The 25052-nt window shown below is 72.2% G+C and carries 18 protein-coding genes and 1 pseudogene; 3 read left to right on the top strand and 16 right to left on the bottom strand.

Annotation, left to right across the window (positions count from 1 at the left end; all coding sequences use genetic code 11):
* Positions 1-41: 41 nt before the first annotated feature.
* The 8 genes from tmk to bldG all read right to left on the bottom strand — a co-directional run bounded on the left by tmk (position 42) and on the right by bldG (position 13524).
* Positions 42-3290: a dTMP kinase gene (tmk, locus tag ACIHCM_RS07055; RefSeq protein ID WP_399890284.1), complete on the bottom strand. Its 3249-nt coding sequence runs from the start codon at positions 3288-3290 to the stop codon at positions 42-44.
* A gap of 223 nt (positions 3291-3513) precedes the next feature.
* On the bottom strand, positions 3514-6351 hold the full coding sequence (gene topA / locus ACIHCM_RS07050) for a type I DNA topoisomerase (RefSeq protein WP_399890281.1): 2838 nt from the start codon (positions 6349-6351) through the stop codon (positions 3514-3516).
* A gap of 266 nt (positions 6352-6617) precedes the next feature.
* On the bottom strand, positions 6618-6815 hold the full coding sequence (locus ACIHCM_RS07045) for a hypothetical protein (protein ID WP_399890278.1): 198 nt from the start codon (positions 6813-6815) through the stop codon (positions 6618-6620).
* Positions 6816-7567: 752 nt separating this feature from the next.
* Positions 7568-9097, bottom strand: a complete 1530-nt coding sequence (locus ACIHCM_RS07040) for a methyltransferase (protein ID WP_399890275.1) — start codon at positions 9095-9097, stop codon at positions 7568-7570.
* Between the two features lie 30 nt (positions 9098-9127).
* Positions 9128-9718: a small secreted protein gene (locus ACIHCM_RS07035; protein WP_399890272.1), complete on the bottom strand. Its 591-nt coding sequence runs from the start codon at positions 9716-9718 to the stop codon at positions 9128-9130.
* 191 nt (positions 9719-9909) lie between these two features.
* The gene (locus ACIHCM_RS07030; protein ID WP_399890269.1) at positions 9910-12321 is read right to left on the bottom strand and encodes a sodium-translocating pyrophosphatase; all 2412 of its coding nucleotides are present in this window, start codon (positions 12319-12321) and stop codon (positions 9910-9912) included.
* A gap of 318 nt (positions 12322-12639) precedes the next feature.
* Positions 12640-13080, bottom strand: a complete 441-nt coding sequence (locus ACIHCM_RS07025; protein WP_399890266.1) for an ATP-binding protein — start codon at positions 13078-13080, stop codon at positions 12640-12642.
* Positions 13081-13182: 102 nt separating this feature from the next.
* Positions 13183-13524 (bottom strand): anti-sigma factor antagonist BldG, encoded by a 342-nt coding sequence (gene bldG / locus ACIHCM_RS07020; RefSeq protein WP_024885807.1) that lies wholly within the window; start codon positions 13522-13524, stop codon positions 13183-13185.
* 79 nt (positions 13525-13603) lie between these two features.
* On the opposite strand from bldG, the gene ACIHCM_RS07015 reads away from it, so the two are divergent.
* Positions 13604-16177, top strand: coding sequence for a DEAD/DEAH box helicase (locus tag ACIHCM_RS07015; protein ID WP_399890262.1), 2574 nt, complete (start codon positions 13604-13606; stop codon positions 16175-16177).
* Here ACIHCM_RS07015 and ACIHCM_RS07010 read toward each other — a convergent pair.
* From ACIHCM_RS07010 to ssd, 7 genes and pseudogenes are all read right to left on the bottom strand, one after another.
* A pseudogene (locus ACIHCM_RS07010) lies at positions 16068-16550 on the bottom strand (Rv3654c family TadE-like protein); the annotation flags it as partial. The gene ACIHCM_RS07015 and the pseudogene ACIHCM_RS07010 overlap by 110 nt on opposite strands.
* 38 nt (positions 16551-16588) lie before the next feature.
* Positions 16589-16975 carry a TadE family type IV pilus minor pilin gene (locus ACIHCM_RS07005; protein WP_399890259.1) on the bottom strand — a complete coding sequence of 129 codons (387 nt, stop codon included), beginning with the start codon at positions 16973-16975 and terminating at the stop codon, positions 16589-16591.
* Positions 16962-17171 (bottom strand): DUF4244 domain-containing protein, encoded by a 210-nt coding sequence (locus tag ACIHCM_RS07000; RefSeq protein WP_399890586.1) that lies wholly within the window; start codon positions 17169-17171, stop codon positions 16962-16964. Before ACIHCM_RS07000 ends, ACIHCM_RS07005 begins: the two co-directional genes overlap by 14 nt.
* Positions 17172-17276: 105 nt before the next feature.
* The gene (locus ACIHCM_RS06995; protein ID WP_399890256.1) at positions 17277-18065 is read right to left on the bottom strand and encodes a type II secretion system F family protein; all 789 of its coding nucleotides are present in this window, start codon (positions 18063-18065) and stop codon (positions 17277-17279) included.
* On the bottom strand, positions 18062-18925 hold the full coding sequence (locus ACIHCM_RS06990) for a type II secretion system F family protein (RefSeq protein ID WP_399890253.1): 864 nt from the start codon (positions 18923-18925) through the stop codon (positions 18062-18064). Before ACIHCM_RS06990 ends, ACIHCM_RS06995 begins: the two co-directional genes overlap by 4 nt.
* Positions 18918-20150 (bottom strand): TadA family conjugal transfer-associated ATPase, encoded by a 1233-nt coding sequence (locus ACIHCM_RS06985; RefSeq protein WP_399890250.1) that lies wholly within the window; start codon positions 20148-20150, stop codon positions 18918-18920. The genes ACIHCM_RS06990 and ACIHCM_RS06985 overlap by 8 nt, the downstream gene beginning before the upstream one ends.
* Positions 20147-21250: a septum site-determining protein Ssd gene (gene ssd, locus ACIHCM_RS06980; protein ID WP_399890247.1), complete on the bottom strand. Its 1104-nt coding sequence runs from the start codon at positions 21248-21250 to the stop codon at positions 20147-20149. The genes ACIHCM_RS06985 and ssd overlap by 4 nt, the downstream gene beginning before the upstream one ends.
* A 590-nt stretch (positions 21251-21840) precedes the next feature.
* Here ssd and ACIHCM_RS06975 point away from each other — a divergent pair.
* Positions 21841-22674, top strand: coding sequence for an HAD family hydrolase (locus tag ACIHCM_RS06975; RefSeq protein WP_399890244.1), 834 nt, complete (start codon positions 21841-21843; stop codon positions 22672-22674).
* A gap of 471 nt (positions 22675-23145) precedes the next feature.
* On the opposite strand, the gene ACIHCM_RS06970 is transcribed toward ACIHCM_RS06975, so the two are convergent.
* Complete coding sequence (locus ACIHCM_RS06970) at positions 23146-23970, bottom strand: oxidoreductase (protein ID WP_399890241.1); 825 nt, start codon at positions 23968-23970, stop codon at positions 23146-23148.
* A 94-nt stretch (positions 23971-24064) separates the two neighbouring features.
* Here ACIHCM_RS06970 and ACIHCM_RS06965 point away from each other — a divergent pair, with 94 nt between their 5' ends.
* Positions 24065-25051 carry an ATP-binding protein gene (locus ACIHCM_RS06965; protein WP_399890238.1) on the top strand — a complete coding sequence of 329 codons (987 nt, stop codon included), beginning with the start codon at positions 24065-24067 and terminating at the stop codon, positions 25049-25051.
* The last annotated feature ends 1 nt before the right edge of the window (position 25052 follow it).

The raw sequence follows: 25052 nt of genomic DNA, 5'->3' as shown, positions 1-25052 counted from the left end.
CAGGTGAGCGTCGGCTCTCCGGCCCGCGTGGCCGCCTTGCCTCAGCGCCCGCGGCCCCCGCCGTGCCGGTCCCGCTCGTCGTCGTACCCGTCCTCGTGCGGCCCGAGCAGCTCGTCCGCCAGCGACGGCAGATCGTCCAGCGGCGTCTCCTCGGCCCAGTCCGGGCGCGGCCGCCGCTGCGGCCTGCCGTCGGCGTCGACCTGCGGCAGCTCCCGCGTACGGTCCTCGGTCCCGTCCGGACCCGCTCCCGGCCGCTCGTCCCGGAAGAATCCCGGCGGCACCCGGTCGGCGGGATCCTCACCCCGCACCGGCGGCAGCACGGCCGTCTCGTCCACCGCACCCGACGGTCCGACGGACGGCAGCACGGCCGTCTCGTCCACCGCACCCGAGGGCTCTCCCGCCCCACGCCGCTGCTCCACCGGCGGCAGCACGGCCGTCTCGTCCGCCGCCCCCGGCGTCACCCCCGGCTGCGGCAGCTCCGCGGTCACCTCGGCGTCGGGCCCACCGGCGCCGGCCCGGGCGTCCGGGTCCTGCGGCTCGGGCCGCACCGGGCGCAGGACCGCCGTGTCCTCGACGGGCCCGCCGGAAGCGTTGGTCGGCGTCACCACCGGCGTCGGCACGGTCGCCGCGTCCGCCGGGGCCGCGGGCGTCACGGGAGCCGCCGGCCGGGGCCCCGCCGCTGCCGCCGACGCGGCCTGCTCGGCCGCCCGGCGCGCCTCCTCGGCCCGCAGCAGCGCCTCCTCGGCCTTGCGCTGCTTCTCCAGGCGGCGCTCCTCGGCCTCGGCGCGCAGCCGGGCCTCCTCCTCGGCCTGCTGCCGGCGCCGGTCCTCCTCGGCCTTGCGGCGCGCTTCCTCCTCGGCCCGCGCCTGTTCCTCGGCGAGCAGCCGCAGCCGCTCCTCCTCGGCGCGGCGGCGTGCCTCCTCGGCCCGTTGCCGGGCCTCCTCCGCCTGCCGTTCGGCCTCGCGCCGCTGCGCCTCCTCCAGCTCGCGCCGCTTGCGCTCCTCCTCCTCGGCGCGCAGCCGGGCGAGCTGCTCCTGGCGCTCCCGCTCCAGGCGCTCCTCCTCGGCCTTGCGCGCGGCCTCTTCCTCGGCCTTGCGGCGGGCTTCCTCCTCGGCCTTGCGGCGCGCCTCCTCCCGGGCCTTCACCTCGGCCTCGGACAGCGGCAGCAGCTGGTCGAGCCGGTGCCGGATCACGGTGGTGACGGCCTCGGGCTCCTGCCCGGCGTCCACCACCAGATACCGCCCGGCGTCGGCCGCGGCCAGCGTGAGGAAACCGGACCGTACGCGCGCGTGGAACTCGGCCGGCTCCGACTCCAGCCGGTCCGGCGCCTCCGTGAACCGCTCGCGCGCGGCCTCCGGCGAGACGTCCAGCAGGACGGTCAGGTTCGGTACGAGGCCGTGGGTCGCCCAGCGGTTGATACGGGCGATCTCGGTCGGGGACAGGTCGCGACCCGCCCCCTGGTAGGCCACCGAGGAGTCGATGTAGCGGTCGGAGATCACGACCGCGCCGCGCTCGAGCGCGGGCCGCACCACGGTGTCCACGTGCTCGGCGCGGTCCGCCGCGTACAGCAGCGCCTCGGCGCGGTGCGACAGACCGGCGCTGGAGACGTCGAGGAGGATCGAGCGCAGCCGCTTGCCCACCGGCGTGGCCCCCGGCTCTCGGGTCAGCACGACCTCGTGGCCCTTGGCCCTGATCCACTCGGCGAGCGCCTCGGCCTGGGTGGACTTGCCGGCGCCGTCGCCGCCCTCCAGGGCGATGAAGAACCCGCTGGTGGCGGGCGTCGGCTCCGGGTCGTCGCCGCCGAGCAACGCGTGGCGCACGTCCTGCCGCAGCGGCACCCCGGAGCGGTCGTCGAGCTTGGCCAGCACCAGCGCGGCCACCGGCAGCAGCAGCGCACCGACCAGCATCAGCGTGAACGCGGCACCGCCGTGCGCGAACACGAACTTGCCGTTCTCCAGCCGGTGCGGCCCGATCAGCGCCGCGACCAGGGGCGCGATCAGCACGCCGAGCGCCACGAAGACCCGCACCACCGCGTGCAGGTGCTCGGTCGTGCGGGCCCGCCGGGAGTCCTCGGCCTCCTGGTCGAGCAGCGTGTGCCCCGTGTTGGCGGCCACACCCGCGCCCGCGCCCGCCAGCGCGACGATCAGCAGCACGGTGGCGACGTCCGGGACGAGCCCGGCGGCCAGCAGCGCGACGCCGGTGAAGGCGATCGCAAGCGCCAGCAGCCGGCGCCGCGACAGCGACACCATCACCTTCGGCGCCGTACGGATACCGGCGGCGACACCGCCGGTCAGCACGCACACCAGCAGCCCGTACGTCACCGGGCCGCCGCCCAGGTCCTTGGCATGCAGGACGGACACCGCCACGACAGCGGCGACCGCGCCGGCGACGGCCGCGCAGGCGAGCACGAGCAGCGGCATGGCGCCCGTACGGCCGTTGTCGGCGCCCCCGGCCGTGCGAGGACGGCGCAGCCCCTCCAGCGGGGACCGCGCGCGCGGCGTGCGCGTGCCGGGCACCTCCAGGAAGGTCAGGACCGACAGGGACGCGGCGAACAGGCCCGCCGCGACGTACGAGGCGAGGGCCGCCTGGTGCTCGCCGAACCAGTCGATCCCGGCACCGAGCAGGTTGTTGAACAATCCGGCGACGACCAGGGCGGCGGCCGCGAGGGGCACGGCCACGAAGGTCGTACGCAGGGACAGGCGGCGCAGCGCGTCCATGTGGTCCGGCAGCGGCCGTACCGTCGCGCCCTCCGGCGGTGGCTCGGGCAGCAGCGCGGGCGCCGCGCTCTCGCGGCACACCGTCCAGAACCGCTCGGCGACGCCCGTGACGAACACGGTCACCAGCAACAGGGCGAGCGCGTCGTCGGGCGTCCAGTCGATCCACAGCGGCGCGATGATCAGCAGCGCGGCACGCAGCCCGTCCGCCCCGACCATGGTCCAGCGGCGGTCGAGCGGGCCGTCCTGCGAGGTCAGCGAGGAGAGCGGGCCGAGAAGTACGGCGCCGAAGAGCAGGGTCGCGAGAACGCGCACCCCGAAGACGGCCGCCACCGCGAAGGCCACGCCCCGGTATCCGCCGCCGAACGACCCGTCGGCGATCGCCGCCTGGAGGACGAGGAGGACCAGCACCAGGAGCGCGAGCACGTCGCCGACGCCGCTGACCAGCTGCGCGCTCCACAACCTCTTCAGCTGTGGGCGGCGCAGCAGGGCGCGCACGGCCCGCTCGCGGGAGTCCGCGACCAGTGCTTCGTCGGGGGCCGGGTGATGGGCCGTTGGCTGCTCGGCTCGCGTCATGCGTTCAGCCTATCGGGCCGCACCGACACTCCAGTGCGTCCGCCCGAACGTCCGCACGCCCCGGCACCGATGTGGTGCCGGGGCGTGCGTCGCGCGAACGTCGTGTGAAGAAAAGGCCGTTGCCGAACGGGTGCGCCGACCCGCCCGGTACACCGACCCGGCCGGAAAAGGAGACGGCCGGGAGAACCGGAAAAGGAGACAGCCGGGAGAAGAGGCGTCCGCCTCAGTCCTCCGACGTGGTCTTGGAAGCGGTCGTCGTCTTCGCGGCCGTCTTCTTCGCGGCCGTCTTCTTCGCGGCCGTCGTCTTCTTCGCCGCCGTGGCCTTCTTGGCCGCGGTCTTCTTCGTGGCTGTCGCCTTCTTCGCCGGGGCCTTCTTGGCGGGGGCCTTCTTCGCCGTCTTCTTGGCGGGCCCCTTCGCGCGCTTCTCGGCGAGCAGTTCGAAGCCGCGCTCCGGCGTGATCGTCTCGACGCTGTCGCCGGACCTCAGGGTCGCGTTGGTCTCGCCGTCGGTGACGTACGGACCGAAGCGGCCGTCCTTGACGACCACCGGCTTGGCGCTGACCGGGTCCTCGCCCAGCTCCTTCAGCGGCGGCTTGGCGGCGGCGCGGCCACGCTGCTTCGGCTGGGCGTAGATCGCCTGCGCCTCCTCCAGCGTGATCGTGAAGAGCTGGTCCTCGGACTGCAACGACCGCGAGTCCGTCCCCTTCTTCAGGTACGGCCCGTAGCGCCCGTTCTGCGCGGTGATCTCGACACCCTCCGCGTCCGTGCCGACGACACGTGGCAGCGACATCAGCTTGAGGGCTTCCTCCAGCGTCACCGTGTCCAGCGACATCGTCTTGAACAGCGAGGCCGTCCGCGGCTTCACGGCGTTCTTGCCGGTCTTCGGCGTCCCCTCGGGCAGCACCTCGGTGACGTACGGACCGTAGCGGCCGTCCTTGGCGACGATCGTGTGGCCGGTCGACGGGTCGGTGCCCAGCTCGAAGTCGCCGCTCGGCTTGGCGAGAAGTTCCTCGGCGAGCTCGACGGACAGCTCGTCCGGCGCCAGATCGGCCGGGATGTCGGCACGCTGGTGCTGCTCGGTGTCCTTCTCACCACGCTCGATGTACGGGCCGTAACGCCCGACGCGCAGCACGATGTCGCTGCCCACCGGGAACGAGGACACCTCGCGCGCGTCGATCGCGCCCAGGTCGGTGACCAGTTCCTTGAGGCCGCCGAGGTGGTCCCCGTCGCCGTTGCCGGCGTCCGCGGCGACGCCCGCGCCGGTGCCCTCGCCGAAGTAGAACCGCTTCAGCCACGGCACCGCCTGCGCCTCACCGCGCGCGATGCGGTCGAGGTCGTCCTCCATCTTGGCGGTGAAGTCGTAGTCGACGAGCCGGCCGAAGTGCTTCTCCAGGAGGTTGACCACGGCGAAGCTCAGGAAGGACGGGACGAGTGCCGTGCCCTTCTTGAACACATAGCCGCGGTCGAGGATCGTGCCGATGATCGACGCGTACGTCGACGGGCGGCCGATCTCGCGCTCCTCGAGCTCCTTGACCAGCGAGGCCTCGGTGTAGCGGGCCGGGGGCTTGGTGGCGTGGCCGTCGACCGTGATCTCCTCGGCGGACAGCGGGTCACCCTCGCCGACCTGCGGCAGCCGGCGCTCGCGGTCGTCCAGCTCGGCGTTCGGGTCGTCGGCGCCCTCGACGTAGGCCTTGAGGAAGCCGTGGAACGTGATCGTCTTGCCGGACGCGCTGAACTCGACGTCCCGGCCGTCGGCCGCGGTGCCGCCGATCTTCACCGTCACGCTGTTTCCGGTGGCGTCCTTCATCTGGGAGGCGACGGTCCGCTTCCAGATCAGCTCGTAGAGCTTGAACTGGTCGCCGGTCAGGCCCGTCTCTGCGGGCGTGCGGAAACGATCACCCGAGGGCCGGATCGCCTCGTGCGCCTCCTGCGCGTTCTTGACCTTCCCGGCGTAGGTCCTGGGCTGCGGCGGCAGGTAGTCGGCGCCGTACAGCTGCGTGACCTGGGCGCGGGCGGCGGCGACCGCCGTGTCGCTCAGCGTCGTCGAGTCCGTACGCATGTAGGTGATGTAGCCGTTCTCGTACAGCTTCTGCGCGATCTGCATGGTCGCCTTGGCGCCGAAGCCGAGCTTGCGGCTGGCCTCCTGCTGCAGTGTCGTCGTACGGAACGGCGCGTACGGCGAGCGGCGGTACGGCTTGGACTCGACCGACCGGACGGAGAACCGGGTGTCCTCCAGGGCCGCGGCGAGGGCGCGGGCGTTCGCCTCGTCGAGGTGGAGGGTGTTCGCGCTCTTCAGTTGTCCCAGGGAGTCGAAGTCGCGGCCCTGCGCGACCCGCCTGCCGTCGACGGTCTGCAGGCGGGCGACCAGCGACGACGGGTCCGACGAGTCCCCCGCGCGGCCGGTCGCGAAGGTGCCCGTCAGGTCCCAGTACTCAGCCGAACGAAACGCGATGCGCTCGCGTTCCCGCTCGACCACGAGCCGGGTGGCGACCGACTGGACACGGCCCGCCGACAGCCGCGGCATGACCTTCTTCCACAGCACCGGCGAGACCTCGTAGCCGTACAGGCGGTCGAGGATGCGGCGGGTCTCCTGGGCGTCGACGAGCTTCTGGTTGAGCTGGCGCGGGTTGGCCACGGCGGCCTGGATCGCGGCCTTGGTGATCTCGTGGAAGACCATCCGCTTGACCGGGACCTTGGGCTTGAGCACCTCCTGGAGGTGCCAGGCGATCGCCTCGCCCTCCCGGTCCTCATCGGTGGCGAGGAAGAGCTCGTCGGAATCCTTCAGCAGGTCCTTGAGCTTCTTGACCTGCGCCTTCTTGTCGGCGTTGATCACATAGATGGGCTGGAAGTCGTGTTCGACGTCCACGCCGAGGCGGCGGACCTCGCCGGTGTACTTCTCCGGCACCTCCGCCGCGCCGTTGGGGAGGTCGCGGATGTGCCCGACGCTCGCTTCGACGACGTAGCCGGGGCCGAGGTAGCCCTTGATCGTCTTCGCCTTGGCAGGCGACTCGACGATGACGAGTCGGCGGCCGCCCTGTGCGGTCTCGCTGGTCGGGGACAACTTCGCTCTTCTCTCCGGTCGACGCTGGGGCCTCCCCAGGCCTTGCACTCCCGGGGTCAGGGCACCTTTCATGGCTCACTCGCTGGTGACGCTGCGGAGTGTGACGGTACATCCCGCCCCCGTGTCAAACGGGAAAAGCCCGCAACGGCCACTCGAACGGTAACCCGACTACCGCCATTCCTGCCGCCCGGCGTGTCCGCCGGGACGACCGGTTCTATCCGGAGCGTGTCATGCCGATTACCCCAGGTGGAACGCCTTCCTGGTCGTCAGAGCCGGCTGAAGCACCCCGCTCCGAGGGCCAGCGCGATCACCGCGGCGACGCTCGCGAGGGTCGCCGATGCGACCGGGTTCACACCGTGGGCGACCGGTTCACGACGGCGCACCCGAGTCGCCGTCCACACCAGCAGGCCGCCTCCGAACAGGGCGAACACCGCTCCCGCGAAGATCGCCGGTCCACTCTCCATGGCTCCGCGTGCCCCTTCTTGCCGTCGGCGGGTGTCCATTTACCCGGAGGTTGACACGCACGGGCTGCGCCCAGGCGAACCTGACGTGAACGGGGGGTCGACGGGACTGTGCGTCTACTTTCGGCCAGAGTCCGGATTCGACCCGACAGGATCTTCGAAAGTTTTTTCAGCCGTTCTTGTCCACCGCTTCCGCAGACTCCGCCCAGCCATGATCACGACGCACGACGCCGCGCGGCGTGCGACGCCTCGCGGTGTGCGACGCCTCGCGGTGTGGGCATGCCTCGCGGTGTGGGCATGCCTCGCACGGGCGGGCCACCGTCGCTGGGGCCTCGCGGGGAGGCGGGCTACGCCTCGCACCGGATGGGCTACGCCTCGCAGGCGGTGGGCCGCGCCCTCGCGGGCGCCGGGCGGCGCGCTGGTAGCGGCCGGCACCTGGAGCTCGGCTCAGCCGGCACTCACAGCACACGAACCCCTCGCAGGCGTGGCCTCCCCGGCGCCTGCACCCCCTGCAGGTGGCCCGCCCGGCACCGGCGTCCCCGCCGGACGCACCCGCCCGGCGCACGATCCCTCGCGATCACGCCGGCTCCGGCACACGAACCCCCGCAAACCCCCGCCGCCCCGGCGCACGGCCCTCCACAAAGCCCCGCCGCCCCGGCGCACGACCCCTCGCGATCACGCCCGCCCCCGGCACACGCTCCCCACGGACGCCCCGGCGCACCCCCGCGCGCCCCCACCGGGACCGCGGACTCGGCTCACCCCGCCGGCTCCAGAAACCCCTGCTCCACCAGCAACCGGATCTGCGCCGGCGTCCGGTCCCGCAGCAACACCGGGTCCTCCCCGACCAGTTGGGCGATGGCGTCCAGAATCCGCCCCGCGGTCAGCGAGCCGTCGCACACGCCCGCGAACCCGGCGCCCACCGTGTCCACCTTGGCGGCCCGCCGCATGCCGCGGTTCTGCCGCAGCACGACATGCTCCGGATCCTCCGCGCCGGGCAGCCCGACCTGCTCCTGCACCACCTCGGCGGCCAGCCGGAAACGCTCCTCCAGCAGGGCCGCGTCGTCCCGCGACCGCAGATAGTCGAGCCGCTCGAAATGCGCGCGGACCGCCTCACCGAGCGGCTGCTCGACCGGATGCGGCCACTCCTCCACCGTGATCGAAGGCACCGCGGTCCCCCGCTTCCGCAGGGTGATCCACCCGAACCCGACCGCACGCACCTTGCGCGCCTCGAACTCGTCCAGCCAGGCGTCGTACCGCGCCTGGTACTCCGCCACGTCACCCCGGTGGTCCCCCGCGTCACGCAGCCACAGCTCGGCGTACTGCGTGACGTCCTGCACCTCCCGCTGCACGATCCACGCGTCGCAGCCACGCGGCACCCAGGACTGCAGCCGCTCCTGCCAGTCCTCGCCCTCGACGTGCTGCCAGTTGGCCAGGAACTGCGCGAACCCGCCCTCGTTCAGCCGCTCCCCCGCCCGCTGAACGAGCGTGCGGCACAGATCGTCCCCGCCCATCCCGCCGTCGCGGTACGTCAGCCGGGCACCGGGAGAGATCACGAAGGGCGGGTTCGACACGATCAGGTCGAACGTCGCGTCGTCCGCGAGCGGCTCGAAGAGGGAGCCCTCGTGCAGGTCCGCGGCGGGCGCGCCGGACAGGGCGAGGGTGAGCGCGGTGATGTGCAGCGCACGCGGGTTGACGTCGGTGGCCGTCACGCGCGTGGCGTGCTGTGCGGCGTGCAGCGCCTGGATGCCGGACCCGGTGCCCAGATCGAGGGCCGCGGAGACGGGCGTACGGACCGTGATCCCGGCGAGCGTCGTCGACGCGCCCCCGACGCCCAGGACGACGCCCTCGTCCCGGCGCCCGATGCCACCGGCACCGCCGACCGCGCAGCCCAGGTCGGACACGATGAACCAGTCCTCGCCGTCCAGCCCGCCGTACGGCCGGACGTCCACGGTCGCCGCGACCTCGTCACCGCCGACCCGCGTCAGCCACCCGCTCTCCAGGCACGCGTCGACGGGCAGCACCCCCTCCACGCGCGCGTGCGGCACGGGCTGCTGCAACAGGAACAGCCGTACGAGCACTTCCAGTGGTGTGTCCCCGCGCGTGGCCCGCAGCGCGGGGACGACCTCGCTGCGCGCCAGCGCCGCGTAGGCGGGGGCGCCGAGCAGTTCGAGCAGTCCGTCGGCGGTGAAGGCGGCCCCCAGGAGGGCGTCGCGCAGTCGTGCGGTGACGTCGGGGCGGTCGGTGGCGGGCAGGGCGGAGAGGCTGGCGTTGCTCACGCCCTCCATTGTGACCGTGCGGCAGGGCCGCCGCGAACGTCAGCCCTGGGTGGACGACGGCGCGGACGACGCGCTCTTGCAGGTCTCCTGCTTGGCCATCGCCTGGCCGACCTCGCCCTCCTCCAGGGTCGTCAGCGCGTTGCTGCCGCTCTGGCTGAGCTTGTCCAGCTCGGTGGCGATGTCCTTGAGACCGTCGGCGAACTTCGCCTGGTCCTTGGTGTCGAGGGCGTCGACCTGCTTCTTCAGGGACGCGTAGGACGAGGAGATGGTGTTGAGCTCCTTGACGGCGTCCTGCTGCTTCTTGTCGCCGTTCTCGACATCGGGCGCGCCGGCCTTGCTGACGGCCGCGCCGATCGCCTTGTAGGCGTCGGACATGTCCTGGAAGGCGGCTGCGTCGGTCTTCTGGACCTCTTCCGGCGTGCTGCTGTCCGAGGTCTCCTTCTGGATGGCGGAATTGGCAGCCGCGATCTTCTTGGCCTGCGGCTGCACCGCGTCACAGACCTGCTTGGCCCACGCGTCCAGCTTCTCGTCGCCGTCGTCGCTGGTGCATCCCGACAGCGCCAGCACCAGTACCGCACCGCCGGACAGTGCGGCCGCGAGCTTCTTGTTCACCGGTTTGGCCCCTTCCATGGCTCTCGGCCCCGGAACATACACGCCAAGCGCACAGCAAACGCATGACCGAGGTCCGATATTCACCTTATTGCAGCCATTTACACCAAGGGAGAGAAGGCTCACGGTGGAGGCGTCCACGACGGAGCGGGCGGGTGACGCGCCAATGCGCGCCTCCCGCCCGCTCCTTGGGCCGAGCCGGGTGCGACGAGCTACGAAACCACCGCCGGATCCGCCGACTTCGCGGTCGGCTCGGGGTCGTCGTCGCCCATGGCGATGCCGCGCCGCTTGGAGACGAACACCGCTGCGACGATCACGGCCAGGGAGAGTACGGCGACCAGGATCCGTATGCCGAGACTCGCGTCGTCGCCGTAGCTGAACTTGATCACCGCGGGCGCGATGAGCAGCGCCACCAGGTTCATCACCTTCAGCAGCGGGTTGATCGCCGGGCCGGCGGTGTCCTTGAAGGGGTCACCGACCGTGTCGCCGATCACCGTCGCCGCGTGCGCCTCGCTGCCCTTGCCGCCGTGGTGACCGTCCTCCACGAGCTTCTTGGCGTTGTCCCAGGCGCCGCCGGAGTTGGCGAGGAACACCGCCATCAAGGTGCCGGCCCCGATCGCGCCCGCCAGATACGCGCCGAGCGCGCCGACGCCGAGCGTGAACCCGATGAAGATCGGCGCCATGACCGCGAGCAGACCTGGCGTGGCCAGTTCCCGGAGCGCGTCTCTCGTACAGATGTCGACGACTTTCCCGTACTCCGGTTTCTCGGTGTAGTCCATGATCCCGGGCCGCTCGCGGAACTGCCGCCGCACCTCGAACACCACCGAACCCGCCGACCGCGAGACCGCGTTGATCGCCAGTCCGGAGAAGAGGAAGACGACCGCCGCGCCCGCGATGAGGCCGACGAGGTTGTTGGGCTGCGAGATGTCCATCGCCAGCGTCATCGGCGAACCCTCACCGCTGAGCTTCTCTCCCACGTCCCGTGCGCCGGTGGTGATCGCGTCACGGTACGAGCCGAAGAGCGCCGACGCCGCGAGGACGGCGGTGGCGATGGCGATGCCCTTGGTGATGGCCTTGGTGGTGTTGCCGACGGCGTCCAGGTTGGTGAGCACCTGCGCGCCGGCGCCCTGGACGTCGCCGGACATCTCGGCGATGCCCTGCGCGTTGTCGGAGACCGGCCCGAAGGTGTCCATGGCGACGATCACACCGACCGTGGTGAGCAGACCGGTACCGGCCAGCGCGACCGCGAAGAGCGCCAGCATGATCGACGTACCGCCGAGGAGGAAGGCCCCGTAGACGCCGAGGCCGATCAACAGGGCGGTGTAGACGGCCGATTCGAGGCCGACGGAGATACCGGCGAGGACGACGGTGGCCGGGCCGGTGAGCGAGGTCTTGCCGATGTCCCTCACGGGGCGCCGGTTGGTCTCGGTGAAGTAGCCGGTGAGCTGCTGGATCACGGCGGCGAGCAGGATGCCGATGGCCACCGCGACGAGCGCGAGGATCCGCGGGTCGCCGTCCCTCGCCAGGATCGCCGCATCGGTGACGCCGTCGAGCTCGGCGTACGACGACGGCAGGTAGACGAAGACGGCCACGGCCACCAGGGCGAGCGAGATCACCGCGGAGATGAAGAACCCCCGGTTGATCGCGCTCATCCCGCTGCGGTCGGCACGCCGCGGGGCCACGGCGAAGATGCCGATCATCGCGGTGACCACGCCGATCGCGGGCACCAGCAGCGGGAACGCCAGTCCGAAGTCGCCGAAGGCCGCCGTGCCCAGGATCAGCGCGGCGACCAGGGTCACGGCGTACGACTCGAACAGGTCGGCGGCCATGCCCGCGCAGTCGCCGACGTTGTCGCCCACGTTGTCGGCGATGGTCGCGGCATTGCGCGGATCGTCCTCCGGAATGCCCTGCTCGACCTTGCCGACCAGGTCGGCGCCGACGTCGGCGGCCTTGGTGAAGATGCCGCCGCCCACCCTCATGAACATCGCGATGAGGGCGGCCCCGAGGCCGAAGCCCTCCAGCACCTTCGGCGCGTCGGCCGTGTAGACCAGCACCACGCAGGAGGCGCCCAGCAGACCGAGGCCCACCGTGAACATGCCGACGACGCCGCCCGTGCGGAAAGCGATCTTCATGGCTTTGTGCGAGACGAGAGTGAGATCCTTTTCCGGCTCACCCTCTGCCGGAGTCGCTTCACGGGCAGCCGCGGCGACCCGGACATTGCTGCGCACGGCGAGCCACATGCCGATATAGCCGGTGGCCGCCGAGAACGCCGCACCGATCAAGAAGAACACCGATCGTCCGGCGCGCTGATTCCAGTCGTCCGCGGGCAGCAACATGAGCAGGAAGAACACGACGACGGCGAATACGCCGAGCGTCCGCAACTGCCGGGCCAGATAGGCGTTGGCGCCTTCCTGCACGGCCGCCGCGATCTTCTTCATGCTGTCGGTGCCCTCGCCTGCCGCGAGCACCTGGCGCAGCAGCACGCCGGCGACGACCAGAGCGGCCAGGGCGACGGCCGCGATGACCATCACCATGACGCGGTTGCCGTCGGTCAGCACTGCGGCTGCGAAGGTTGTGGAGTGGTCCAGATGGTCCAACCGATGAGGGGTAGAAAGCCCCGCCATTCGTCCTCCTTGACGCTTGGGCTGAGCTCAAGATGTGGACGGATTGTAGGGAGCCGGTCCTGATCAAAACAGGGCGCGGCAAGCGGAATTAGTCGTCCCGTGCTTCACCGCAAATGATCGCAGGAAGCCTACGAACCCGAAAGTAGTAATGCCCCAGAAGTGTGGGAGCTTGATCGAATTGCGGCGCCGCCGATCAGTCAATTGATCGCCCGCTGATCGTGAATTCCTTCACGAATCCCGGGCCGGTTCCCGCGCAAGAACAACGAGGGCCCTGCTGAGCAGGGCCCTCGTTGTGCTTACTCCGATGGAGTGACGACGTCAGGGGAGCACCGCGGTCGGCGGCGGCGTGGTCGGCCAGGTCATACGGATCAGGCCGCCGTGCTCCCCCGCGGTCACCTCGACGTCGTCGACGAGACCGCTGATCACCGCGAGGCCCATCTCGTCCTCCTCGGCCTCCACGTCGGGGTCGTCGGCGGCTGCGCCGGACATCCGGACCCCGGTCGGCGCGTGCGGTGCCTCGTCGCCGACCTCGATGGAGAACTGTTTCTCCTCCTCGATCAGCGCCACCTTCACCGGCGCCGTGATCCCGATGAGCTGGTGCAGCCCCACTGCGCGGGAACAGGCCTCGCCGACGGCGAGCCGCACCTCGTCGAGGACGGCCTCGTCCACCCCGGCCCTGCGTGCCACCGCCGCCGCCACCAGCCGGGCGGTCCTTACGTGCTCGGGCAGCGCGCTGAAGCGGAGTTCGACGGTGGCCATGCATCCCCCTCGGAGCTACGGGCGTGCTCGGGGTCCGGGCCGCCGAAAGCCCGGACCCCCTGTGCGAATCTGCCGCCCCGGGCCCACGGCCCGGGCCGGTGATCAGTCGGTGGCCGCCACCGCTTCCTCGACCGAGGTGTGAATCGGGAACACCTTGGTGAGGCCGGTAATGCGGAAGATCTTCAGAATGCGCTCCTGGTTGCAGACCAGGCGCAGTGAGCCCTCATGGGCACGCACCCGCTTCAGGCCGCCGACCAGCACGCCGAGCCCGGTGGAGTCGAGGAAGTCCACGCCCTCCATGTCGACGACGAGGTGGAAACTGCCGTCGTTCACCAGCTCGACCAGCTGCTCGCGCAGCTTGGGCGCGGTATATACGTCGATTTCGCCACCGACCCTGACGATCGTGCGATCGCCGATGGTCTCGGTCGACAGGGACAGGTCCACGGATCCTCCAGCACCTTGCTATCGAGCGGTCGTCCTTGGGACATCTCGGCAGATCCCCCTGGACGGTTCGCCAGCCGCGATGGCATTCAATCACTTACCGGCAGGCGTGCACGACGCCTTGGTCCCATTGTCCGTCAAGCCGGTGACACACTCGGTGCCGATGGCCAAGAATCACCGATCCGATCGATCCCCGACGGACACCGCGTCCCGCCCCGCCCCGGGCACGGTCCTGGACCGGCTCGCCTCGGGACCGAACAGGGCTTCGCGCATCACTCATACGGAGCACTTGCCCCCGCGTGCGGGTCGGCATGCAGCCTGGCCGGACCGGATCCGATCCGAGGTGATCGCCGCGGTACGGGCCGCGGGCATCGAACACCCCTGGGCCCACCAGGCGCAGGCGGCCGAACACGCGCTGGACGGCCAGTCGGTGGTCGTCGCCACCGGCACCGCGTCCGGCAAGTCCCTGGCGTACCTGGTCCCGGTCTTCTCCACACTCCTGGACGGCGCCGAGGCCCCCAACGGCCGTGGCGCCACCGCCCTCTACCTGGCCCCCACCAAGGCCCTGGCGGCGGACCAGTGCCGAGCCGTGAAAGAACTTTCACATCCGCTGGGCCAATCGGTGCGGCCGGCCGTCTACGACGGCGACACCCCGTTCGAGGAACGTGAGTGGATCCGCCAGTACGCCACGTACGTCCTGACCAACCCCGACATGCTGCACCGGGGCATCCTGCCGTCCCATCCCCGCTGGGCCTCCTTCCTGAAGTCGCTGAAGTACGTCGTCATCGACGAGTGCCACACCTACCGCGGCGTCTTCGGCTCGCACGTCGCCCAGGTACTGCGCCGACTGCGCCGCCTCTGCGCCCGTTACGGCTCCTCCCCCGTGTTCCTGCTCGCCTCCGCGACCGCCGCCGAGCCGGCCGTCGCCGCCCGCCGCCTCACCGGCCTCCCGGTCGTGGAGGTCGCCGACGACGCCTCCCCGCGCGGGGAACTGGTCTTCGCCCTCTGGGAGCCCCCGCTCACCGAACTCCAGGGCGAGAAGGGCGCACCCGTCCGCCGTACCGCCACCGCAGAGACCGCCGACCTCCTCACCGACCTCACCCTCCAGAACGTCCGCACCGTCGCCTTCGTACGCTCCCGGCGCGGCGCCGAGCTGATCTCGGTGATCACCCAGGAGCGGCTCGCGGAGATCGACCGCTCCCTGCCCCGGCGTGTCGCGGCGTACCGGGGCGGCTACCTCCCCGAGGAGCGCCGCGCCCTGGAACGCGCCCTGCACTCCGGCGAACTCCTCGCCCTCGCCGCCACCACCGCCCTGGAACTGGGCGTCGACGTCTCCGGCCTGGATGCCGTCGTCATCGCCGGCTACCCGGGTACGCGCGCCTCCCTGTGGCAGCAGGCGGGCCGGGCCGGCCGCTCGGGGCAGGGCGCGCTGGCCGTGCTGGTGGCCCGCGACGACCCGCTGGACACGTTCCTGGTCCACCATCCGGAGGCCCTGTTCGACCAGCCCGTGGAGTCGACCGTCCTCGATCCCGACAACCCCTACGTCCTCGCGCCCCACCTCTGCGCCGCCGCCGAGGAGCTTCCCCTGGTCGAGGAGGACCTGGAGCTGTTCGGCCCGGCCGGCGCGGAGCTGCTCCCGCAGCTGGAGGCCGCGAAACTGCTCCGCCGGCGCACGAAGGCCTGGCACTGGACCCGCCGGGAGCGGGCCGCCGATCTGGCCGACATCCGGGGTGAGGGCGGCCGGCCGGTCCAGATCGTCGAGGCGGGCACCGGCCGTCTGCTGGGCACGGTCGACGCGGGCGCGGCGCACACGACCGTCCACGAAGGCGCGGTCCACCTCCACCAGGGCCGCACGTACCTCGTGCGCTCCCTCGACCTGGACGACTCGGTCGCCCTGGTCGAGGAGGCCGACCCGCCGTACTCCACGGTCGCCCGCGACACCACGACGATCTCCGTCCTGGAGACGGACGTCGAGGTGCCGTGGGGCCACGGCCGCCTCTGCTACGGCTCCGTCGAGGTGACCAACCAGGTCGTCTCCTTCCTGCGCCGCCGTCTCATCACCGGCGAAGTGCTGGGCGAGAGCAAACTGGACCTTCCGCCCCGAACGCTCCGCACGCGCGCGGTGTGGTGGACGGTCACCGAGGACCAGCTCGACGAGGCCCGCATCAGCCCGGAGATCCTCGGCGGCGCCCTGCATGCCGCCGAGCACGCGTCGATCGGCATGCTGCCCCTCTTCGCTACCTGCGACCGCTGGGACATCGGTGGCGTGTCGGTCCCGCTCCACCCCGACACGCTCTTGCCGACGGTCTTCGTCTACGACGGCCACCCGGGCGGCGCCGGCTTCGCGGAACGCGCCTTCCACACCGCCAAGGCCTGGCTCTCCGCCACGCGCGAGGCCATCGCCTCCTGCGAGTGCGACAGCGGCTGCCCGTCCTGCATCCAGTCCCCCAAGTGCGGCAACGGCAACGATCCGCTGCACAAGCGGGGGGCCGTGCGTCTTCTCACGGTGCTGTTGCGGGGGGCGCCGGCGGAGGAGCAGGCGGATGCGGCTGGGGAAGCGGAGGGAGCCCGGGAGGCTCCTGCGGGAGCCCGGCCGGCACCGGAGCACCCCGGGGAACCGGCGTCACCGCCTCCGCAGGGCCCGCCCGTGCCCTGACCTCCACGGTGAACGGCCCCCTTCCCGACGCCGCCGTCACGTCCGAGATCTCGCCCACCAGCGCGCACCGCACCAGCCGCGTGCCCTGGTCGCCGGCCGCCCGTTCCGCCCGTGCGCAGGCCGCCTCGGAGCCCTGCGCCCAGTGGTCCGCCGCCGCGAGAGCGGCGAGGTCCGCGCCACCGGCCGCGCGGTGCCGGGTCACGGCGGCCTGCCCCAGGGCGAGCAGGACGCCGAACACGACACACAGGACGGCGATCGCACCGACGCTCCAGACGGTGGCGGATCCCCGGTCCCCGTCACCGCCCCTGGGCCCGCCGCCACCGCCCCTGACGGACCGGCGACCGCCCCAGCTGGACACGCCTCCGCCTCTCATGGACCCGCCTCCGCCACTCGTGTAGCCGCCACCGCCCCTCAACGACCCGCCTCCCGTCCCGCCACCGCCGTCCCCTCCACGACCGCGACCGCCTCCTCCCGCAGCTCGTAGGACAGTCGTCCCAGCACCGGCGACCTGGCCACGACCACGACCCGGACCCGGTCGCCCTCCCGGCTCAGCGCGACCTCCGCCCCGCGCGGTGCCACCTCGCGGGCGACCTGGACGACCGCGTCCTGCGGGTCCTGCCGGGCCGCCGCGCGGGCGCCTGTCCGGGCGGCGTCCACGCACTGGATCTGCGCGGCCGCCACGAGCAGCGCCCAGACCAGCCCCATCGCGAACATCACCAGCACGGGCAGCACCAGCGCAGCCTCCGCCGTCACGAACCCCCGGTCCGCGCCCCGCCCCCGCCACCTACATCCGCGCATCGAGGGCCTCTTTGACGATGTTCTGCAGCTCCGCGCTGACCTGACCGCTCGTCACGACCTTGTAGAGCAGCACCGCGAAGGCCGCCGCCGCGACGATTCCCACCGCGTACTCGGAGGTGACCATCCCGGCCTCCTTCCGCATGCCGCGCATCCGCCACACCAGGGCACGCACGCGTGCCCGTACCGCCTTGCACATCTCAACCCCCGTGAGGTTCCGTTCCATCTGTCCGTCCGCCAGTAGCCGTTCGTCCCTGCGCGAGCCGCTCTCGCGCGCGGTCAGGCGCCCATCAGCCGCAGCCCGTCAGCCGCCACCCCCTCCCAGCACCCCACCCGCCAGCCCGATCACGACGGGCAGCACACCGACCGCGATGAAGGCGGGCAGAAAGCACAGCCCCACCGGCGCCGTGACCATGACCGCCGCCCGCCGCGCCCGTGCCGTGGCACCGCGGGCCCAGTCGGCGCGGGCGTCCGCGGCGATCCGCGCGACCGGTGCGGCCGCGGGGAGACCGGACACGCCGGCCCGTTCCAGCAGCCGCGCCAGCGGCGCCGCGCCCGGTGCGGCGGCCAGCCGGCGCCACGCCTCCGCCGGTTCACCGCCGAGCCGTACTTCCGCCGCCCCACGCGCCAGCGCCTCCCCCACCGGGCCGCCCAAGGCTTCGCCCACGGCCTGCGCGGCGATCACCGGACCGGCGCCGGCCGCGATGCACGCGGCGACGAGGTCGGCGGCCAGCGGGAGTTGCCGGGCCGCCTCGCGCGGGTCGACAGCCTCCTTCGCGGCGGCGCCGGCTGTCTGCCGGCCACGCCATCGCCACACCCCGAGGGCGGCGGCCAGGCCCACGAGGACCCCCAGGCCCCCGCCGACCAGCGCCCACCCGGCACCGACCACCGCGGCCGTCGGCCACCAGCGCCGTACCGCGTCCCCGACCTCCCGACGCGGCCGTGGGGCAGCGGCCTCACAGCCCAGCAGCCCGGCCACCCGCCTCCGCGCCCGGCGTTCCCGCCGTGCGCCGACCGCCCAGTGCGTGACACACGCCAGGGCCGACACGACCCCCAGGGCCACCCCCAGCCTGTGGACAACTTCCGTACTCACGACGCCTCGGCTCCCCTCACGATGCGCAGCGCCCACCACAGCCCCACGCCCTCCAGCACCGCGCCCACCAGCAGGCACCCGAGCCCCGCGCCGGTGTGCAGCAGCACGCGCAGCGGGTCGGCGCCCAGCGCGGTGCCCAGGAGGATGCCAAGGGCCGGCAGCGCCGCGAGCATCACCGCCGTGGAGCGCGAACCCGCCAGTTGAGCGCGGAACTCGGCACGCTGGTCCCGCTCCGCCCGCAGGGCGGCCTCCAGCCGGTCGAGTCCCGACGCGAGACCCGCGCCCCGGTCGACCGCGACCCGCCAGCACGCAGCGAGTCCCAGCAGCCCCTCGGCCCCGGGCTGCCGTGCCGCCGTCGCCAGCGCTCCCGGCACGTCCCCGCCGAACCGCGCCGCCGCCAGTACCGCCGGCTGCGCCTCACCGAGCCCTGCGGAGTCGCGCGCGGCCCGTAACAGGGCCTCGCCCGGCTGCCGTCCGGCCCGCACCTCGCCCGCCAGTGCCGAGCACAGCGCGATCACCGCGGCGCCTCGCCGCTCCCGCGCGCGCCGCGCCTCCCCGGCCAGCCGTACCCGCCTCAGCACTGGCATCCCGGCCGCCCCGGCGACGGCCGGCAGCACCGACGACCCCAGCACCGCGAGCACCAGCCCGGCCACCGGCGCCCACCACTCGGCCCGCAGCCGCCCGCGGATCCGCCGCAACTCCTGCGCCCGGCGCCGCCACGCGGGAGGCCCGCTGCCCACCACCCCGCCACCGGCCAGCAGCAGTTGCGCCCGCCGGGCCGCCCCCGAATGCCACCCGCCCATCAGCCACGCGGCCGCCCCGGCACACACCAGCGCCGCACTCATCGCCATCTCACCCATGCCGTTCGCCCCTCATCCCGTCACTCGCGCACGGCAGTCGCGCCTCGTCCTCGACCGGCCCCGGCCCTGACCCGCCACCACACAGCAGCTCCCGCAACCGCCCCCACCCCCGCTCCCGTACGAACGCCTCCGGTCCCCACCGCAAGGCCGGCAGGGTCCGCACCAGTCCCGAGGGGTCACGCTCCAGCACGTGCACCTCAGCGATCCGCCGCCTCCCGTTCCGGTCCCGCACCAGGTGCAGTACGACCGACAGCGCGGCCGCCAACTGGCTGTGCAGCGCGGCGCGGTCGAGACCGGCCGCCGTGCCGAGGGCCTCGAGGCGGGCGGGGACGTCGGCTGCGGCATTGGCATGTACGGTCCCGCAGCCGCCCTCGTGGCCGGTGTTCAGAGCGGCCAGCAGATGCACCACCTCGGCCCCGCGCACCTCACCGACCACCAGCCGGTCGGGCCGCATCCGCAACGCCTGCCGGACCAGGTCCTCCAGAGTCACGAGCCCGGCGCCCTCCTGGTTCGCGGGCCGGGTCTCCAGGCGCACCACGTGCGGATGGTCGGGGCGCAACTCCGCCGAGTCCTCCGCGAGCACGATCCGCTCGTCCGGCCCCACCAGCCCCAGCAGCGCACTCAGCAAGGTCGTCTTGCCGGTGCCCGTGCCCCCGCTGATCAGGAAGGACAACCTCGCTTGCAGCAGCGCCCGCAGGACCCGGTCACCACCCGGCGGGATCGTGCCCGCCCCCACCAGTTCGTCGAGTGTGAACGCGCGCGGGCGTACCACTCGCAAGGACAGGCTGGTGCTTCCGACGGCGACCGGCGCGAGCACGGCATGCAGCCTCGTGCCGTCCGGCAGCCGGGCGTCGACCCAGGGCCGGGCGTCGTCCAGGCGCCGGCCCGCCACCGCGGCCAGCCGCTGCGCGAGGCGTCGTACGGCCGCCGCGTCGGGGAAGGTGACGGATGTCAGCTCCAGGCCGCCGCCCCGGTCGACCCACACCCGGTCGGGCGCCGGGACCAGCACGTCGGTCACCGACGGATCGGCGAGCAGTGGCTCCAGGGGCCCGCTGCCGACCAGCTCGGACCGCAACTGCTCGGCGGCGCCGAGGACTTCCGCGTCGCCCAGCACCCGGCCCTGTTCCCGCAGTGCCTGCGCCACGCGCGCGGGTGTGGGCTCGGCGCCGCTCTCGGCGAGCCACTGGCGCACGCCGTCCAGCAGGGGCCCCGTGAAAGTGCTCATGCCGCACCCGCCTCGACCAGCGCCCGCTCCCAGAACTGGGTGCAGAACCGGGCCAGGGGACCGCGCCCGCCGGCGCCGGGCGGCGTCCTGCCCTCGGCCGGTCGCAGCAAGCCGGACTCCACGGGCACCTCGCCGGCCAGCGGCAGCCCGAGCAGCCGGGCCACCTCGCGGTCGTCGAGGCCGGGCGCGTACGGTCCGCGTACCGCCACCCGCAGATCGCGCACGACCATGCCGGCCGCGGAGGCCACCCGTCCGGCGGCCGCGACCGCGCGCAGTTCGGCGGGGACCACCAGGAGCCCGATGTCGAGCTGGGCCAGGGCCTCAGCGCTCCCGTCATCGATCCGGCGCGGCAGGTCCACCACGACCGCGCCGCCCCTACGGCGGGCCGCAGCCAGCACCGCCCGTACGGCCTGGGGCGGGATGGCGACACAGTCGCCGCGGTCCCAGCTGAGCACCCTCAGGCTGTGCAGCTCGGGGAGTGACTCCTCCAGGGCGCCACTGCCGACCCGCCCACGGGAGGCGGCGAAGGCCGGCCAGCGCAGGCCCTCGGCGGTCTCGCCGCCGAGGAGCACGTCGAGTCCGCCGCCCAGCGGATCGGCGTCCACGAGCAGAGTGCGCAGTCCCTCACGCGCGGAGGTCACGGCGAGCGCGCAGGCCAGCGTGGACGCACCGGCGCCACCCCGGCCGCCGATCACGCCGACGGTGAGCGCGGGCCGGCCGACGCCTTCGGCGACATCGGCGATCCGGTCGACCAGCCACTGCTCGCCGTCGGGCAGCATCAGGACGTGGTCGGCGCCGATCTGGACGGCGCGCTTCCACACGCCGGGGTCGTCCTGGTCGCGGCCGACCAGCACCACCCCTCTTCTGCGCGCGGCCCCGCGCGCCCGCCTGGCCGCGTCGTCCCCGACCAGGACCAACGGCGCTGCCTCCCAGCCGCCGCAGCGGTCCGGCACGGTGTGGTGGACCTCCGGGGTGGCTCCGGCCGCCGCGCACAGGCGCAGCAGGTCGTCGAGCAGTTCGGCGTCCTCGGTGACGATCAGCGGTCGGCTCTGCCGCCCTCCGGCGGCGGACGGCGGATCGTGTGTGACGGTTCCGGCCACGGTTTGTTTCCCCCTTCGCTGCTTCTCCGCTTCGCTCGCGCAGCCCCTGCGGCCCCGCGATTCGCATACATGTGAAGAACCGGCAACCGGCCTCCATATGAACGGCCGACGCAATCCGGCCACGCGCACCCGGCAATCCGAACCGGCCAGGAACTCGCCGCGAGCGGGCCGCGCAGGAATCACGGTGCAGCGATCCAGAAAATCGTGTGGATCTTGGTCGATAACTGTGGACAACTCGTTGGTTGTGAATATCGCTGTCACCCATACCGGTGACTCCGCGCCATCTCCTGTGCGACTTCCGCAGAGCAGTCCGACGACTACGCACCGTGACCGGTTATGGGCATGCCGAAGAGGCGGCCGCAGCCGCCTCGATACGGCCCGGCGGCCGCGGAGAGAGGAGAAAAACCCACCCGGACATGCGACGACCCCCGCCGGGGGGGAGAGCGGGGGTCGTCCCCACGGCCGACTCGGGGGGGGAGGAGTCGGACCGGGTTAGCACGGTCGCGAACGATCCGTGACTTCCATGGTGTACCCGAGAGCCCTCTCAGGCAAACCCACACGCCCCACCTTACGCCGAATGGGCTGCCCCTATGCTCTGGGTCGTGGAAAACCACTCGATGCCCCGCACAGCGGCCTTCTTTGACCTGGACAAGACGGTCATTGCGAAGTCGAGCACGCTCACCTTCAGCAAGTCGTTCTACCAGGGCGGCCTGATCAACCGCCGGGCCGTACTGCGCACCGCATATGCCCAGTTCGTCTTCCTGGCAGGGGGCTCCGACCACGAGCAGATCGAGCGCATGCGCGCGTACCTGTCCGCGCTGTGCCGAGGCTGGAACGTCCAGCAGGTCAAGGAGATCGTCGCCGAGACGCTGCACGACATCGTCGATCCGATCATCTACGACGAGGCCGCGTCCCTGATCGAGGAGCACCACAGCGCCGGCCGCGACGTGGTGATCGTGTCCACGTCGGGTGCCGAGGTGGTCGAGCCGATCGGCGAGCTGCTCGGCGCCGACCGCGTGGTCGCCACCCGCATGGTGGTGGGGGACGACGGCTGCTTCACGGGCGAGGTGGAGTACTACGCCTACGGCCCCACGAAGGCGGAGGCGGTCCGGGAGCTCGCGGAGTCCGAGGGGTACGACCTTTCACGCTGCTACGCATACAGCGATTCGGCGACGGATCTACCGATGCTGGAGTCGGTGGGGAATCCGCACGCGGTGAATCCCGATCGCGCCCTGCGCCGTGAGGCACTCGCGCGCGAGTGGCCGATTCTCGATTTCCACCGCCCGGTCAGACTCAAGCAGCGACTGCCCGCGTTCTCCGTACCGCCGCGTCCCGCTCTGGTCGCGGCGGCCGCCATAGGTGCGGCGGCGGCCACCGCCGGCCTTGTCTGGTACGCGAGTCGCCGCCGGGCAGCCACGGCCTGACCTGCCGGTTCACCCCGCCGGTGGCCGCGGAAACACGGCGTACATCAATCGCGTCATTGAAGCCGAAAGTATTGAATCCACAAGTAAAGAAGCAAGGCGAGCACTTCCGCTTGCCACTCGCCAGGAGTACAAAGGAGACACGGCCCGCGAGACCAAGGACATCCGAGAGGATCACCCTTCACAACGCATTTGGCCCACGGACCGCGCATGAACACTGGGCACCCACGCGACGTCGACCCGTCGATTACGGGCCAGCCGCACCAGGTGACGGGCAAAGATCCCCACCTGATGGGCACATATCGAGGACGCTTGGTAACCCGGTGCTCATGCCAGCGGCGGTACGAGAACTCGTACCGCCGCAACCCTGTTCAGGGCATGTTCAGGGCACCTGGCCGCGGGCGTCCTCGGCGAGCATCACGTCGCGGGTTACCCCGCGCGCACCATCCGGCCCGCGTCAGATCTCCCGGCGGCCTACGCCGCCCCGCGCTGGAGCGCCTCGCACACCGCCGTCGACTCGCGGGCGCCCAGCTCGACCGCCCGGCCGCAGTGCGCGATCCACGCCGCCATGCCCTCGGGAGTTCCCGAGACATATCCCTCGAACGCCGCCACATAGGCCGCACGGCCCAGCTCGGCGTGTCCTACTTCCGCCGGGCAGACCGACTTCGGGTCGAGTCCGCTGCCGACCAGGACGATCCGCTCGGCCGTGCGCGCCACCAAGCCGTTGTGGGAGACGAAGGGGCGCAGGGCGAGCAGCTCGCCGTGCACGACGGCCGCCATCACCAGGGCGGGCGCCGAACTCCCCGCGATGATCAGCTCGGACAGCCCTTCCAGACGCCCGGACACCTCGTCGGCGCCGGGGAGCGGCTGCTCGATCAGCGGCTCGTCGACCGGTTCGCCCTGCTGCCGGGGCCGCCCCACCTGGTCGGCCTTGTCCGCCGCCGCCACCAGGTGCAGCCGGGCCAGCACCCGCAGCGGCGACTGCCGCCAGATGGACAGCAGCTGCCCCGCCTCGGCGGTCAGCCGGAGCGCCCCGCCCATCATCCGGGCCTCGTCGTCGCCGCTGAAGTCGGTACGCCGGCGCACCTCCTCGAGGGCCCAGTCCGCACCGGACAGCGCGGCGGAGCCGCGGGCCCCGCGCAGTGCCGCCTCGGAGGTGATCTCGTTGCTGCGCCTGCGCATGATCCGGTGCCCGTAGACCCGGTCCACGGCCTTGCGCACGGATTCCACGGACTCGGCCACTCCGGGGAGCGAGCCCAGGGCGGCTAGCGGATCGGCGGTCGCGCCTGTCGTACTCATGAGTACGACCCTACGCACCCCCCGTGGAAACCCCACGAAGGAGTGGTCTTCTTCACGCAACGCCGGTCCCTGTCTCCCGGCGCCACTACGCTTGATGAACATGAAAATTGCTTTCGTTGGCAAGGGTGGCAGCGGAAAGACGACCCTGTCCTCCCTTTTCATCCGCCACCTCGCGGCCGTCGGCGCTCCCGTCGTCGCGATCGACGCCGACATCAACCAGCACCTGGGGCCCGCGCTCGGCCTCGACGAGTCGGAGTCCGCCGGACTGCCCGCCATGGGCGACCGGCTGGCACTCATCAAGAACTACCTGCGCGGCACCAACCCGCGCATCGCCTCAGCCGAGTCGATGATCAAGACCACACCGCCCGGCGAGGGCTCGCGGCTGCTGCGGGTGCGCGAGGACAACCCGGTCTACGACGCCTGCGCCCGGCCGGTGGAACTCGACGGCGGGGCCGTCCGTTTGATGGTCACCGGCCCCTTCACGGACGCCGACCTCGGGGTCGCGTGTTACCACTCCAAGACCGGAGCGGTGGAGCTGTGCCTGAACCACCTGGTGGACGGACCCGACGAGTACGTCGTGGTGGACATGACGGCGGGTTCGGACTCCTTCGCCTCGGGCATGTTCACCCGCTTCGACATCACGTTCCTCGTCGCCGAGCCGACCCGGAAGGGGGTCTCCGTCTATCGCCAGTACAAGGAGTACGCCCGCGACTTCGGCATCGAGCTGAAGGTCGTCGGCAACAAGGTGCAGGGCCAGGACGACCTCGACTACCTCCGCGCCGAAGTCGGGGACGACCTGCTCGTGACGGTCGGGCACTCCGACTGGGTGCGCGCCATGGAAAAGGGCCGGCCGCCCCGGTTCGAGCACCTGGAGGACGTCAACCGCCGCGCCCTGGACACGCTGCGGGCGACGGCCGACGCGACGTACGAACGGCGCGACTGGGAGCGCTACACCCGGCAGATGGTGCACTTCCACCTGAAGAACGCCCAGTCCTGGGCCAACGAACGGCACGGGGCCGACCTGGCGGCCCAGGTCGACCCCGACTTCGTGCTGGGCGAAGGCGTCGTCGAACCCGCCTGAC

Origin of the sequence: Streptomyces sp. NPDC052023 (assembly GCF_044548465.1) — a bacterium.
Taxonomy (GTDB): Bacteria; Actinomycetota; Actinomycetes; order Streptomycetales; family Streptomycetaceae; genus Streptomyces.
Note: the sequence above shows the minus strand (reverse complement) of the source record. Positions and strands in the feature narration are given on the sequence as shown.